Annotated in this window: 13 protein-coding genes; 7 read left to right on the plus strand and 6 right to left on the minus strand. The window is 72.7% G+C overall.

Annotated elements, in window-relative coordinates:
• Positions 1–54 precede the first annotated feature (54 nt).
• Positions 55–1,125 carry a class I SAM-dependent methyltransferase gene (locus ACIBQZ_RS05675; RefSeq protein WP_396087264.1) on the plus strand — a complete coding sequence of 357 codons (1,071 nt, stop codon included), beginning with the start codon at positions 55–57 and terminating at the stop codon, positions 1,123–1,125.
• Positions 1,126–1,203: 78 nt separating this feature from the next.
• On the opposite strand, the gene ACIBQZ_RS05680 is transcribed toward ACIBQZ_RS05675, so the two are convergent.
• Positions 1,204–2,595 carry an OFA family MFS transporter gene (locus ACIBQZ_RS05680; RefSeq protein WP_396087265.1) on the minus strand — a complete coding sequence of 464 codons (1,392 nt, stop codon included), beginning with the start codon at positions 2,593–2,595 and terminating at the stop codon, positions 1,204–1,206.
• A 100-nt stretch (positions 2,596–2,695) separates the two neighbouring features.
• On the opposite strand from ACIBQZ_RS05680, the gene ACIBQZ_RS05685 reads away from it, so the two are divergent.
• Positions 2,696–3,268, plus strand: a complete 573-nt coding sequence (locus ACIBQZ_RS05685; protein ID WP_396087266.1) for an RNA polymerase sigma factor — start codon at positions 2,696–2,698, stop codon at positions 3,266–3,268.
• Entirely contained in the window at positions 3,265–4,095 is an 831-nt protein-coding gene (locus tag ACIBQZ_RS05690) for a hypothetical protein (protein WP_396087267.1), read from the plus strand. Before ACIBQZ_RS05685 ends, ACIBQZ_RS05690 begins: the two co-directional genes overlap by 4 nt.
• A 40-nt stretch (positions 4,096–4,135) precedes the next feature.
• Here ACIBQZ_RS05690 and ACIBQZ_RS05695 read toward each other — a convergent pair whose 3' ends face one another.
• Positions 4,136–6,697, minus strand: coding sequence for a LamG-like jellyroll fold domain-containing protein (locus tag ACIBQZ_RS05695; RefSeq protein WP_396087268.1), 2,562 nt, complete (start codon positions 6,695–6,697; stop codon positions 4,136–4,138).
• A gap of 208 nt (positions 6,698–6,905) precedes the next feature.
• On the opposite strand from ACIBQZ_RS05695, the gene ACIBQZ_RS05700 reads away from it, so the two are divergent.
• Positions 6,906–7,565, plus strand: a complete 660-nt coding sequence (locus ACIBQZ_RS05700) for a copper homeostasis protein CutC (RefSeq protein ID WP_396087269.1) — start codon at positions 6,906–6,908, stop codon at positions 7,563–7,565.
• Between the two features lie 11 nt (positions 7,566–7,576).
• Here ACIBQZ_RS05700 and ACIBQZ_RS05705 read toward each other — a convergent pair whose 3' ends face one another.
• Complete coding sequence (locus ACIBQZ_RS05705; protein WP_396087270.1) at positions 7,577–8,944, minus strand: UDP-glucose dehydrogenase family protein; 1,368 nt, start codon at positions 8,942–8,944, stop codon at positions 7,577–7,579.
• Between the two features lie 253 nt (positions 8,945–9,197).
• Between ACIBQZ_RS05705 and ACIBQZ_RS05710 the strand changes: the two genes are divergently transcribed.
• From ACIBQZ_RS05710 to ACIBQZ_RS05720, 3 genes are all read left to right on the plus strand, one after another.
• Positions 9,198–10,226, plus strand: coding sequence for a LacI family DNA-binding transcriptional regulator (locus ACIBQZ_RS05710; protein WP_396087271.1), 1,029 nt, complete (start codon positions 9,198–9,200; stop codon positions 10,224–10,226).
• 74 nt (positions 10,227–10,300) lie between these two features.
• Positions 10,301–11,065 (plus strand): ThuA domain-containing protein, encoded by a 765-nt coding sequence (locus ACIBQZ_RS05715; protein WP_396087272.1) that lies wholly within the window; start codon positions 10,301–10,303, stop codon positions 11,063–11,065.
• Entirely contained in the window at positions 11,062–12,117 is a 1,056-nt protein-coding gene (locus tag ACIBQZ_RS05720) for a Gfo/Idh/MocA family protein (protein ID WP_396087273.1), read from the plus strand. Before ACIBQZ_RS05715 ends, ACIBQZ_RS05720 begins: the two co-directional genes overlap by 4 nt.
• Before the next feature lie 158 nt (positions 12,118–12,275).
• Here ACIBQZ_RS05720 and ACIBQZ_RS05725 read toward each other — a convergent pair whose 3' ends face one another.
• The 3 genes from ACIBQZ_RS05725 to ACIBQZ_RS05735 form a co-directional block, all read right to left on the minus strand.
• Positions 12,276–12,917 carry a DUF4360 domain-containing protein gene (locus ACIBQZ_RS05725; RefSeq protein WP_396087369.1) on the minus strand — a complete coding sequence of 214 codons (642 nt, stop codon included), beginning with the start codon at positions 12,915–12,917 and terminating at the stop codon, positions 12,276–12,278.
• Positions 12,918–13,174: 257 nt separating this feature from the next.
• Positions 13,175–13,630 (minus strand): DUF6069 family protein, encoded by a 456-nt coding sequence (locus ACIBQZ_RS05730; RefSeq protein WP_396087274.1) that lies wholly within the window; start codon positions 13,628–13,630, stop codon positions 13,175–13,177.
• A complete protein-coding gene (locus ACIBQZ_RS05735) occupies positions 13,627–13,884 on the minus strand; it encodes a hypothetical protein (RefSeq protein WP_396087275.1) in 258 nt (85 codons plus the stop codon). The genes ACIBQZ_RS05730 and ACIBQZ_RS05735 overlap by 4 nt, the downstream gene beginning before the upstream one ends.
• Between the last annotated feature and the right edge of the window lie 2 nt (positions 13,885–13,886).

The raw sequence follows: 13,886 nt of genomic DNA on the forward strand, positions 1-13,886 counted from the left end.
ACATCAATACGTAATGCCTGCGAAACTTTTCGCGGTTTTCTCGACGGACGGCCGATGATGATCTTTGTGGACGAGCTGACGGACCTGCTGTGGGCCGCCGACCCGGTCTCCGGCGAGCGGCTGCCGGTGCGCCGGGAAGCGGTGATCGCCCAGCTCGAGAAGGGCGGGCAGCGCCGCGCCGCGCGCCTGGCCCGGAAGCTGCCGGCCCGCGACGGTGTGCTCGTCGCCGGCGAGATCGACGCCCTGCAGATTCGCGTCCACTGTGAACTTCAGCGGCTCGGCGAGGAGCTCCAGCTCCCCCGCCGCGTCGCCGAATGGGTGCTGCGCTTCCGGCAATCGCGCGGCAGCGAACCGATCCGGGTGGTCGATGTCGGCTGCGGGCTCGGCTACGTGGTGCGGTGGCTGGCCGCGTACGGCGTGCTGGGCCCGGGCGTGGAGCTGGTGGGCGTCGACCTGAACCGGGCGCTGGTCGAGCGGGCCGGGGAGCTGGCCGCGGCCGAGGGGCTGCGCTGCCGGTTCGTGGCCGGCGACGCGCTCGCCCCGGGGGTGGCCGGCGACGACGGCCGGGCCACGGTGGTCATCTCCTCGGGTCTGCTGCACCACCTGCCGGCGACCGCCCTACCGGGCTTCTTCGCCGCCCAGCGCGCCCTGGAAGTCGCGGCATTCGCACACTGGGACATCGACCCGGGTCCCTGGACCACGCTCGGCGCGTGGGTCTTCCACCGGGCCCGGATGCGCGAGCCGGTGTCGCGCCACGACGGCGTCCTGTCGGCCCGCCGCGCCCATGTCACGGCCCGCCCGGAACGGTGGGAGGCGTACGAGCGCGCCGGCCGGGCCGCGCTCGCGCTGTACCTGCCGTTCGGTGCGGTCGTGCTCGCCGCCCTGGCCGGGTACGCGGTGCTGAGCTGGCGCCGCCGGTTCCTGGCCACCGCGCTGATCCTCGGCCCGTTCACCTTCGCCCGGCCGCTGGTCGCGGTGGCCGGGGTGGTCCTCGCCGCCCGGGCGACCACCGACCTCCTGGTGCTCGGGGTGGCCGCGGCGGCGGTGGCGGCGGTCCTGGCGGTGGAGCCGATCCAGAACCGCCGATGGGCGGCCGCCGCTACTGGAACAGCTTCGCGGCGGTGATCGCGGTCTGGACCACGCCGTAGCCGAGGAAGACCACGACGAGCGCCCAGGACAGGATCAGCCGTACCGGGGACGTCTTCATGCCACTGCCTCCTTCTCCGGCTCGGGTTCGGGCTCGTGGAAGCGGTCCGGCACCGCTCGGATGAGCAGGTTCGCCACGAAGCCGACGGCCAGCACCCCGACCATGGTGAACAGCGCCGGCCGGTACGCCGACGCGGTGAGCGTGCCCGGCTTGCCCTGGGCGTCCAGGAAGCCGTTGACGATCAGCGGACCGGCCACCCCGGCGGCCGACCAGGCGGTCAGCAGCCGGCCGTGGATCGCGCCCACCTGGTACGTGCCGAACAGGTCCCGCAGGTACGCCGGCACCGTGGCGAACCCGCCGCCGTAGAACGACAGGATCACGCCGGCCAGCAGCACGAACAGCCCCACGGCCAGGTGACCGACGGAGGCCAGCAGCGCGTACAGGATCATCCCGACGCCGAGATAGACCAGATAGATGCGCTTGCGCCCGATCAGGTCCGAGGTCGACGACCAGACGAACCGGCCGGCCATGTTGAACAGCGAGAGCACCCCGACAAAACCGGCCGCCGCGGCCACCGCGACGGCGGACCTGCTGCCGGCGTCCCGGAAGAAGTCCTGGATCATCGGGCTGGCCTGCTCGAGGATGCCGATGCCCGCGGTCACGTTGCAGAACAGCACGATCCACAGCAGCCAGAAGGACCGGGTGCGGATCGCGTTGGCCGCGGAGACGCTGGCGGTGGTGACCAACGGCTTCTTCTGGACCGAGGCGGGATCCCAGCCGTCCGGCCGCCAGCCCTCGGCCGGCACCCGGATGTTCGCGACCCCGAACATCATCACCACGAAGTAGCCGATGCCCAGCGTCAGGAACAGCGCCACGAGCGCCCCGCCGCCGGCCACCGAGGTGGCCACGTCGGGGTCGTAGCCCGCGTCGTAGAACGACAGCAGCTGCCGCGACAGCGGGCTGGCGATCAGCGCGCCGCCGCCGAAGCCCATGATCGCCAGGCCGGTGGCCAGGCCGGGCCGGTCCGGGAACCACTTGATCAGCGTCGAGACCGGCGAGATGTAGCCGATGCCCAGGCCGATGCCGCCGAGGAAGCCGTAGCCGAGATAGACCAGCCACAGCTGTCTCGTGCCGATGCCCAGCGCGCCGATCAGGAAGCCGGCCGCCCAGAAGCAGGCCGAGACGAACATGGCCTTGCGCGGCCCGTTCGCCTCGACCCAGGTGCCGGCGACCGCCGCGGACAGCCCGAGCATCACGATGGCGATGCTGAAGATGATGCCCACCGAGGTGGCGCCGGCGTCGAAATGGGCGACGAAGGAGTTCTTGTAGACGCTGGTCGCGTACACCTGGCCGATGCACAGGTGCACGGAGAGCGCGGCCGGGGGGATCAGCCAGCGGCTGAAGCCGGGCGGTGCCTCGGTATGACGACGGTCGAGCGCGGACAGCATCTGGCGCCTCCTGACCCGGGGATGACCCATCGAGGATCATCATCAGTCCGGGGCGGACCCGCTGCAACAGATGCCGCCCGGGCGGACACAGCAGGGTGTGATGACGCAGACCGAGCCGACCGACCAGGACCTGTGGGCCGCGGTGGCCGCCGGGGAGCAGGCCGCCTTCGGCACCCTCTTCGACCGGCACTCGCGGGCCGTCTACAACCATGCCTTCCGGCTCTGCGGCTCGTGGAGCGTGGCCGAGGACCTCACCCAGACGACCTTCCTGGTGGCCTGGCGCAGGCGCGGAGAGGTCCAGCTCACCCACGGTACGGCGCGCCCCTGGCTGCTCGTGGTGGCCGGCAACCTGGCGCTCACCGAGGGACGCTCGGCGCGCCGCCGCCGGGCCCTGCTCGGCCGGATGCCCCGCGAGCACGTGCCGGACCCGGCCGACGACGCGGCCGGGCGGCTGGACGCCGAGCGTGCGATGGGCCGGGTGCTGGCCGCCGTGCGGAAGCTGCCGCGCGCCGAGCGCGAGGCCGTCGCGCTCTGCCTGTGGTCAGGCGTCTCCTATCCCGACGCCGCCGCTGTGCTGGGAGTCACCGAGGTCGCCGTCCGCTCGCGGGTGAGCCGCGCCCGGACCCGGCTGGCCACCCTGCTCGGCCCCACCGACAAGGAGGACCACCGATGAACGACCTGATCGAGACCCCCGCCGAGCGGGAGCTGCCGCCGGCCCGGGCCGCGCGGATGCGCGCCGAGCTGCTCGCCGCGGTCGCCGCGCCCGCACCGCGATCGGCCCGGCGCCGGCTGCTGGTCGCGGCCGCGGCGGCCGTCACCCTGGTCGTGGGGGCCGGCGTGACCCTGGAGGTACGCCAGGAGGACCGCACCCAGGTCGTCGCGCTGGGCCCGGGCGAGCTGGACCAGGGACTGCGCAAGGCCGTCCGGCAGTGTGTGCAGTGGAACCACGCCTCGTACCCGGCGGGCACGGCGCCGGACCAGATCCCGATCACGGCCGCCGACGTGGCGGTCGCCGCCCGGCGCGGGAACGAGACCGCCGTGCTGTTCCTGACCGGGGCCGGCTACTACGGCTGCGGAGTGACCGCCGAGGACGGCGCGGAGGTGTCCGGCGGCTCCTCCAGCGGCGCCTGGGAGTCCCGGGAGTGGCTGCCGGGCCCGGTCCAGCGCCTGAGCCTGAGCTCGTCGGAGGCGTCCGGCGGGCAGGTGGCGGTGCTCGGCCGGGTCAGCGCCCGGGTGGACCGGCTGGTGCTCGAGCACGGCACCGGCCGGAAGACGACGGCGCGGCTCCGGGACGGCGCCTTCGGGCTGGTCAGCCGCACCGACGACGTGCGCCGGGACGCCGAGCTGGTCAGCTACGACGCCGCGGGGCGCGAGATCGACCGGCGCCGGCTGTTCGCGGCCGGCGAGGACTTCCCGCGGTGCTACGCCGACCCGGCCGGCCGGGTCGTCTACGGCGACCCCGGGCCGGACTGCCTGCCCGCCGACCGCTGGACCCGGTAGGAACGCGGCGGGCCCCGGTGGGAGCCCGCCGCGTGTCGCGCTACCTGCCCGAGGCGTACAGGTCCTTGATCTCCGTGTCGGACAGTGCCCGGTCGAAGAGGTGGACCTGGTCGACCGTACCGTCGAGGTAGTCGACCGGGTTGCCGCCGAACTTGCCGCGGCCGATCACGGTGTTGCCGGTCGGCGCCGCCTGCGGCAGGCAGGCGCCGGTCCGGCCGGCCGGTTCGCCGTCGACGTAGAGCCGCAGCTCACCGCGGACGCTGTCGCGGACCCCGGTCAGGTGGTACCAGCGGCCCACCTCCGGCTTGACCGGGCCGAGCGCCCGGACGCCCGCGAAGCTCATCGCGAAGCGCTGGTCGGCGCCGGAGTACTGGAGGAAGAAGTCGCTGACGGTCGGGCCGTCCTGGCTGACTATCGTCTGGAACGCGCCGTCTGCCTTGTCCAGCTTCACCCACGCCGAGGCGGTGTAGTCCGAGGCGGTGTTCAGCACCGGGGCGCCGGTGTCGAGGAACTGCGTGGAGCCGTTCAGCTCGACGCCCTGGCCGTTCCTGGCGTCGACGTAGCCGGGCCCGCCGACCAGGGTGGCGTCGTGGTCGCCCGCCGCGTCCTCGGCCGTGCCGTCCAGCGGGTAGAACGCGATGCCGGTCAGGCCGGGCGTGCCGGGGCCGGGCTGCGGCAGGTCGCCCGCGGTGCCGTCGGCCTTGGCGATGATCTCCCGGTTGATCGCCCGGACCTGCCGGAGGTCCATCTTGGCGACCTGCCGGTCGTAGGTCCAGAAGCCGTTGAGCTCGCCCTCGACGTCGGTGATCTGGGTGTAGATCGCCGCGCTGATCCCGCACGCCTGCGCCGAGGTGAGCACCGCCCGCTGGTTCTCCACGTACTTGCGGGTCAGCGTGGCGGAGTCCGGCTCCATCTCGTACGCCTGGCCGTCGCCGAACCACATGTGGTTGGAGGTCTTCAGGCCGAAGCCGCCGTGCTCGCCGTCGATCGACACCCGGGTCCCGTCCGGCGCCGGCGAGGCCGGGCCGAGGTACTGGTGGAAGTCGATGACGTCGCCCCGGCCGGAGTCGCCCTTGGAGTTGCAGCAGTTCACCCCGCTGTGCGCGTTGACCAGCCGGCTCGGGTCCTGCTTCTTGACGTCGTCGGCGATCCGGCCGGTGGCCGCGCGGTCCCACTCGCCCCAGCCCTCGTTGAACGGCACCCACGCGACCACCGAGGTCCAGCTGCGGTGCTCGCGGACCAGCTCGTGCAGCTCGGCCTCGAACTGGGCGCGCCACTCCGCCGGGATCGGGCCGGTGTTGGCCGCCGGCATGTCCTGCCAGACCAGCAGGCCCAGCCGGTCGGCCCAGAAGAACCAGCGGTCGGGCTCGACCTTGATGTGCTTGCGGACCGCGTTGAAGCCCATGTCCTTGTGCTGCTGGAGGTCGAACTTCAGGCCGGCGTCGGTGGGCGCGGTGTTCAGCCCGTCCGGCCAGAAGCCCTGGTCCAGGGTGGCCATGTGGAACAGGATCTTGCCGTTCAGCGTGATCCGCAGCTTGCCGTCGGCGCCCGGCTTCGTGCCGATCTCGCGCATGCCGAAGTACGACTTGACGGTGTCCACGGTGGTGCGGCCGTTCAGCAGCGTGACCTCGAGGTCGTACAGGTAGGGGTTGTCGGGTGACCAGAGCTTGGCCTTGGGCACGGGGACCAGGAGCTCCGTACCCGCGGCGCCGGTGACCTTGCCGACCACCTTGCCGCCCGCCTTCGCCACGGCCTGCACGGTCAGGCCCTCACCGCGTACCGTCTCGGCGGTGAGCCGCAGCGCCGAGGCCGCCAGGTCCGGGGTGGTCACCAGCCCGGAGATGCTGGAGTCGGCCACCGGCTCCATCCACACCGTGCGCCAGATGCCCGAGCTGCCCTGGTAGAAGATGCCCCGGTCGGAGACCCGGCGCTGCTTGCCGATCGGCTGGCCGGTGGCGTCGGTGAGGTCCTCGGCCCAGACGATCAGCTCCTGCGGCCCGGTGCCCGTCAGCGCGTCGGTGACGTCGACGTCGAACTTGTCGTAGCCGCCGCGGTGGGTGGCCACCTGGGTGCCGTTGACCCAGACCTTGGCGTCGTAGTCGACCGCGCCGAAGTGCAGCACCAGCCGCTGCCCCCGGCCGACCTGCCAGCCGGTGGGCACGGTGAAGGCGCGGCGGTAGAACATCCGGTCCTCGTGGCGCTGGATGCCGGACAGCGCCGACTCGATCGGGTACGGCACCAGCACCCGCTCGGTGAGCTCCTGGCCGACCGGCGGGGCCTGCCCGACGGCCGCCTTGCCGAACTCCCAGACGCCGTTGAGGTTCTGCCAGCGGCTGCGGACCAGCTGCGGCCGGGGGTACTCGGGCAGGGCGTTGCGCGGGCCGACCTCGGCGGTCCACGGGGTGGCGATCGGCGGGATGCCCTTGCGCCAGACCGGGCCGGCCGGGGCGGCGACCGCGGCGACGGCCGGGATGCGGGCGGCGACGGCCGGGGCGGGGACGGCCGGGGAAGGGGCTGCCGGGGCGGCGCCGGGCGTGCCTATCGCGAGGAGGGCGGCGGCGCCGACGGCGGTGAGCCGGCGGCCGGTCCGGGATGTGCTCATGCGTTTGGTCCTCTCGGTGGGAAAGAGGGCGGGCAGCGGCCATCAGCACTCGGCCGCGCGAGACATCACGGAGAGCGCCGGTGTTACCACCCAGGAGCAAACACAGTTCAACAAGATTGCTCAGATCCCGTCAAGGCTTCCAGGGAAGAACGTCTATGGTGGAGCCGGTCCGGCAGAGCCGTTCAGACTGATGTGCGACGATGCCGCGGTGCCGAAATCGATCTTGGAAGTGATCGCGCTGGACGCCGCGGACGCGCGGGCCGCGCGCGCCGGCGGCGCCGACCGGATCGAGCTGGTCGCCGACATGCGGCAGCAGGGGCTCACCCCCGCGGTCGCGACCTTCGCGGCGGTCCGGGCGGCGGTCGACCTGCCGGTCCGGGTGATGCTGCGGGCCGAGGACGGGTACGCGCTGAGCGACCCCGGCGCGTTGCTGGACGCGGCGGCGGACCTGCGCGCGGCCGGCGCCGACGAGTTCGTGCTGGGCTTCCTCGACGCCCGCGGCGCGGTGGACCTGGTGGCGGTCAAGACCCTGCTCGGCGCGCTCGAGGGCTGCCGGTGGACGTTCCACCGCGCGCTGGACCACGCCGCGGACCGGACGGCCGCCCGCCGGGCGCTGGCCGGGCTGCCCGGGCTGGACTGCGTGCTCACCGCGGGCGGCCCGGCGACCGTCGAGGAAGGACTCGCGACGCTGACCGCCGAGGCTGGTTCGGCGCCCCGGGTGCTGGCCGGAGGCGGGCTGCGGCAGCGGCACGTGGCGTCGGCCGGGGTGGATGCCTTTCACACCGGCAGCGCGGTGCGCCCGGGCGGCCGGTGGGACGTACCGGTGGAGGCCGGCCTGGTCGAGGCCTGGCGGGCCGCCCTGCCCTGACCGGCCGCGGGTCAGTGGCCGGTGGCCGACAGGTAGCGGTAGCCGAGCTTGGTCAGGCGTTCCGGGTCCAGGCAGTGCCGGCCGTCCAGCAGCACCGGGGTGCGCATCAGGGCCGCGAACTTCGCCCAGTCCAGGTCGAGGTACTCCGACCACTCGGTGACCAGCACGACCGCGTCGCTGTCGTCGAAGACCTCCTCGACGGTGTCGGCGAGGTAGGGCACCAGCTCCGGCTGCTCGCGGCGGAAGCGCTCGGCGGCGACCGGGTCGTGCAGCCGGATCCGGGCGCCGCGGTCGATCAGCATCCGGGCGATGTCCAGCGCCGGCGCGTCGCGCATGTCGTCGGTGTTCGGCTTGAACGCCAGCCCGAGCAGACCGATCTTGCGGCCCTTCAGGATGCGCAGCTCGCTCAGCAGCCGGTCCACCACCAGCCGGCGCTGCAGCTGGTTGACCTCGCGGGCCGCGGTGACGATCGGCATCGCGTGGTGATACTCGGCGCCGGTGGCGATCAGCGCCGCGGTGTCCTTGCCGAAGCAGGAGCCGCCCCAGCCGATGCCCGGCTGCAGGAAGCGCGACCCGATCCGGGTGTCCAGGCCGATGCCCCGGGTCACCTGGGAGATGTCCGCGCCGACCCGGCCGGCGAGCTGGCCGATCTCGTTCGCAAAACTGATCTTGAGAGCCAGGAACGCGTTGGCGGCGTACTTGATCAGCTCGGCCGAGGCCAGGTCGGTCGAGACCATCGGCACGGCGCCGAGCTCCGCCGGGCGCGGCAGGTAGGTCGGCGGCGTGAACGTCTGGTTGAGGATGGTCCGGTAGAGCCGGTTCAGCACGTCCAGGCTGCGCGGGTTGTCCGAGCCCACCACGATCCGGTCCGGGTAGAGGGTGTCCTGGATCGCCGCGCCCTGGCGCAGGAACTCCGGGTTCGAGGCGACCGAGAACTCGCCGTCGGTGCGCCGCTCGTGGGTGCGCTCGAAGGACTCGCGCAGGATCGAGTCGACCCAGTTGCTGCTGCCGATCGGCACCGTCGACTTGTTGATCACGACGGTGAACTCGCCGGTGATGTGCTGCCCGACGCTCTCCGCGGCCGAGCGCAGGTACTTCAGGTCCGGGTTGCCGTCCGGCAGCGACGGGGTCTGCACGGCGATGAACACCACGTCCGCGCCGGGCACCGCCACGCTGTAGTCGGTGGTGAAGGTCATCCGCTCCGCCGAGTCGGCCAGCAGGGCGTCCATGTGCGGCTCGTAGATCGGCGAACGGCCCCCGCTGAGCAGGTCGACCTTGGCCTGGTCGAGGTCCACGCAGGTGACGTCGTGGCCGAGAAACGCCAGGCTGACGCCGGTGGTGAGACCCACGTAGCCGGTTCCGACGACGCACACCTTCATGAGCGCACTTCCCTTCCGTTCACATCCGGTCCGGATGGACCCGGTCGCTGCACGGTAATCCGTCCTGTCGCCCCGGCGGCCGTCGCGGGGACCCGCGGGCGAGTCGGATCACTGCCACATCCGCGACGGTGACCGTGAGCGACGACCCCGATACCCAACGACCTGAGCGTCGCGACGACCTCTTGAACCCGGGGCGGGACCGTGGTTAGGCTCGCGGTAGGCATTCGATACGTATCGACGATCGGCGGCGTGCGTGGTCACCAGCCGGGACGTGGCCCGCCTGGCGGGCGTCTCCCAGAGCACGGTCTCGTACGTGCTGAGCGGCCGCCGGTCGATCTCCGCCGAGACCCGCCGCCGGGTGGAGTCCGCGATCGCCGAGCTCGCCTTCCAGCCCAACGCCGGCGCCCGCGCGCTGAAGAGCCAGCGCACCCAGGTCATCGGCCTGATGGTGCCGTTCGGGGCGGGCACCGACACCGCCGGGCTGCTGCCGTTCATCGAGACCATCACGACCTGCGCCCGCGAGCAGGACTACGACGTCCTGCTGGTGACCCGGGACGAGGGCTCGGCCGGGCTGACCCGGCTGGCGTCCCGCTCGCTGTGCGACGCCATCGTGCTGATGGACATCGAGGAACACGACGCCCGCATCCCGGTCGCGGCCGCGCTGCCGGTCCCGGTGATCCTGATCGGGCTGCCGGCCGATCCGCTCGGCCTGCCCTGCGTGGACCTCGACTTCGAGCAGGCCGGCCGACTCGCGGTGGACCACCTGGCGGCAACCGGGCACGACCGGATCGTGCTGATCGGCCACCCGAGGGAAACGGTGGCCCGCGAGGTGAACTTCGTGGGCCGGTTCCGCCGCGCGGCCCTCGCGGCGGCGGCAGCGCACGGCGTGGCCTGCACGGTCGCCGAGCGGCCGGAGCGGGGGGCGGGCGGGCTCGCTGCCGCCCTGGACCGGGCGCTGGCGGGCGGCGGCGGTCCGGGTTCTGGTGGGCGACTCGGGCTGGTGGTGCATGACGCTGAGGCGGTGCAGCCCGTGCTGCACGCGCTGGTCGCCCGCGGCTGGCTGCCCGGCCGGGACCTCTCCGTCGTCGGGCTCTGCCCGGACGTACTGGCCGAGGGCATGACTCCGCCGGTCACCAACGTCTCGCTGGAGCCGCGCGACGTCTCCCGGCGGGCGATGCGCACGCTCTTCCGGCTGCTCGACCGGGACCGGGCCGAGGTGGCCGACCAGGTCGACCTGGTCGCTCCCCGGCTCACCCGGCGCCGGACCACCCGCCCCGGCTGACGCGCTCCCTGGCGCGCCGGCACCGCCCGCCGACCGTCGATACGTATCGGCGGAGCTATCCGAAGGGACGCAGCATGGACCCGATCCGCGTGACCGTATGGGGCGAGAACCGCCACGAGCAGACCGAGGCGCACGTCGCCGGGCTGTACCCGGACGGGATGCACGAGACCATCGCGGCCGGCATCCGGGAGCACCTCGGTGCGGACGCGACGGTCCGGACCGCCACCCTGGACGAGCCGGAGCACGGGCTGACCGAGGGCGTGCTGGCCACGACCGACGTACTGACCTGGTGGGGGCACGCCGCGCACGGCGAGGTGGCCGACGCGGTGGTCGAGCGGGTGCACCGGCACGTGCTGTCCGGGATGGGGCTGGTCGTGCTGCACTCCGGGCACTGGTCGAAGATCTTCACCCGGCTGATGGGCACCACCTGCACGCTGCGCTGGCGCAACGCACACGACCGCGAGCTGATCTGGACGGTCGACCCGACGCACCCGATCGCGCAGGGCGTGCCGCACCCGATCGTCCTGCCCGAGGACGAGATGTACGGCGAGCACTTCGACGTGCCGCCCCCGGACGAACTGATCTTCATCAGCTCGTTCAGCGGCGGCGAGGTGTTCCGCAGCGGCTGCACCTGGCGGCGCGGGCACGGCCGGATCTTCTACTTCAAGCCCGGCGACCAGGACTATCCGGTCTACCACCACCCGGACATCCGCCGGGTCATCGCCAACGGGGTGCGCTGGGCCCGCAGCGACCGGCCGGAGCGGGTGCTGCCCGAGCTGCTCCGGTACGACACCGGGGAGTTCTTCGCGGGGCGCGCGTACCACGGCCCGACGGCATGATCCGGGTGCTGCTGGTCGGCGCCGGCGCGATGGGCCAGGCCTGGCTGGAAGCCGTCCGTGACGACCCGGGCGTCCAGCTGGCCGGCGTGGTCGACCTCGACCTGGCGGCGGCCCGCCGGGCGGCGCCCGGGCTGCCGGTCGGCACCGACGTCACCGCGCTCGCGGCCACGACCGGGGCGGACGCCGTGATCGACGTGACCGTCCCGGCGGCCCACCACGCCGTCACCACCGCCGCCCTGTTCGCCGGGCTGCCGGTGCTCGGCGAGAAGCCGGTCGCGGACACCCTGGCCCGGGCGCTGTCGCTGGTGGCGGCGGCCGACGTGAGCGGGCAACTGTTCATGGTCAGCCAGTCCCGGCGGTGGAACCCGCAGCTGTTCACGCTGCGGGCGATGACCGAGGCGCTCGGCCCGGCCCACGCGGTCAGCACCGACTTCCACCGGGCGCCGCGCTTCGGGGGCTTCCGGGAGCAGATGGCGCAACCGCTGCTGGTGGACATGGCGATCCACGCGTTCGACGCCGCCCGGTTCCTGCTGGACGCCGACCCGGTGGCGGTCACCTGCCAGACCTGGAACCCGCCCTGGAGCTGGTACGCCGGCGACGCCTGCGCCGCCGCGGTCTTCGAGATGACCACCGGCGCCCGGTACGTCTACCACGGCAGCTGGTGCAGCCCCGGCGCGGAGACCTCGTGGAACGGCGAGTGGCGGGTCAGCGCGGAACACGGGACGGCCCGCTGGGACGGCGACCACGACCCGGCCGGGCCACCCGTCGACGCGTCGGAGGGCCGGTACTCCGGGATCGGCGGCGCCCTGCGGGTCTTCGCGGAGGCGCTGGACAGCGGGGTGACACCGATGGGCGAGGTGCACGGCAACGTGCTGAGCCTGGCCATGGTGGAGGCGGCGGTGGACTCCGCGGCGGCCCGGGGCCGGCCGGTGCTGATCGACGACGTGCTGGCCCGGGCCCACGAGCAGGCGGTCCGGGAGGAGAGCCGGGCGGACGTCCGCGAGGTGCTGCGGGGCTGGACGGACGTCCAGGCCGCGCTCCAACCAGCCTGAGCCGAGCGCCCGGCGCGGCCGGCCCGATACAGCCGGCCCGGTACAGCCGGTCAAGGTGCAGCCGGTCAAGGTGCTGCCGGCCCGACGCACGCGGCCGAGGAGATGCCGGCCGGCTGAGATGCCGGCGGGCTCCGCCGGCATCTCGCGTATTGCAGCGTTTACCGGCAGCGCTTCCAGGCCACCCGGTAGATGGTGTTGATCGCGGCGTCGGTGGAGTCCATCGAGATGATGCTGGTCTTCGTGCTCGTGTCGGACCAGCCGCCGCTGACCCGCAATTCTGTGTTGATATTCAGATAGCGCCGTTCACCGCAGGGCAGGAAGCTCAGCGAGGCGATTCCCACCGTGTCGGTCTTCTGCCAGTCACTGTCCATCGGCCCGCGGAAATGGTGCTTCAGCCGGACTGTCTGGGAATTGCCCTGGAAGTAGTAGTTGGCCGCTTCCAGGGCGGTGGCGCCGGCGGCGAGTTTGGCGAATCCGCGGTAGTCGGCGCTGGCGATCGCGAAGGTGAATCCGGACGGCACCTTGATGTCGAGGGCGAGCTGACAGTTCTTGCGGAAGTCGAGCGCACCGGCCTCCGGTCCGACCATGGCGGTGTACTCGCTGTAGGTGATGGTGAAGGCCGTGTTGTCCGGTGACACCGCGACGGCCGTCGTGCCCAGCGGGCAGCCGGAGCCGTTCGCGTTGACCACATCGATGATCATGATCTGGTCGGGCGGCAGCGGGACCGATGGCCGGGCGAGCGCCGGCGACGGGACGGCGAGAGCTGCCAGCAGCGCCGCTCCGGCGGTGATGGTGCGCATGCGTAGCATGACCACTCCTGGTGAATAGCTGACGGAAAGGACAGATGAATTGACGCACCGGGTATTTCAAACGGTACGTTTCACTACTGCGCGTCGTTGATGAAACGCGCGCCATCGTCCTTTCGATCCACCGACAAAGGTCCGTTCGGCTCGAATTTCCCACCATTGACGATGCAGCCTGCAAGATGCCGGACAAATGGCCGGCGCGGCGGCCCGAGGCCGGCCGGTCCTCGTCGACGAGGTGCCCTGCCGGATCGTCAATCGGTCCGGGTGCGGAGGCTCCGCGCCAGGGCGGGGATCATCACCGCCGCCGGGACGAGGTGCAGCCCGAGCAGGGCGGTGACGGTGGCGGCGTCCGCCCCGGAGAGCAGGGGCGGGACCAACGAGATCACGGTCAGCGACACTGCCGTCGCCACGAACCGGTTGGCGGGGTGAGCGCTCCACCGGAGAAGGGCGACCGCGAGGATCACGCCCACGACCGAGAAGAAGCCGGTCACCACGGCGAACCCGGACAACGGGATCGTCTCGCCGCCGTCGGGGATCTGGAAGTCGACGCCCGCGGCCCGGGCGAGCGCGGCGGCGAGGGTGGTGGCCACCATCGCCGCGAGCGTGGCGACGAGGCCGACGCCGGCGAGCCCGCGGAACCGGTGGGTGGGGCTGGTGCGGCCCGAGGCCGGGCGTGCGCCGACCCCGATGTCGTTCCTGCTGGTCATGGCGTTCCTCCATCGTTGGTAACCGAGGGTGGGGTGACGATGTGCACCCGCGCCGTGCGACGGCCGGGGTTGCGCAGGGCGCGGACGCCGGTGCCGCGGAGCCAGAACCCGGCGGCGCGTCCGAGGACCGGACCGGGCTCGCCGTCGCGCAGCTCCAGCTGCACCCGACCGCGGGTGACGACGCCGAACGCGTGGTGCCACTGCTCCGCGACCACCTCGACCCGCGCGCCGCCGCGCAGCATGAGCGTCCGCACCG

Source organism: Actinoplanes sp. NPDC049599 (assembly GCF_044465625.1).
Taxonomy (GTDB): Bacteria; Actinomycetota; Actinomycetes; order Mycobacteriales; family Micromonosporaceae; genus Actinoplanes.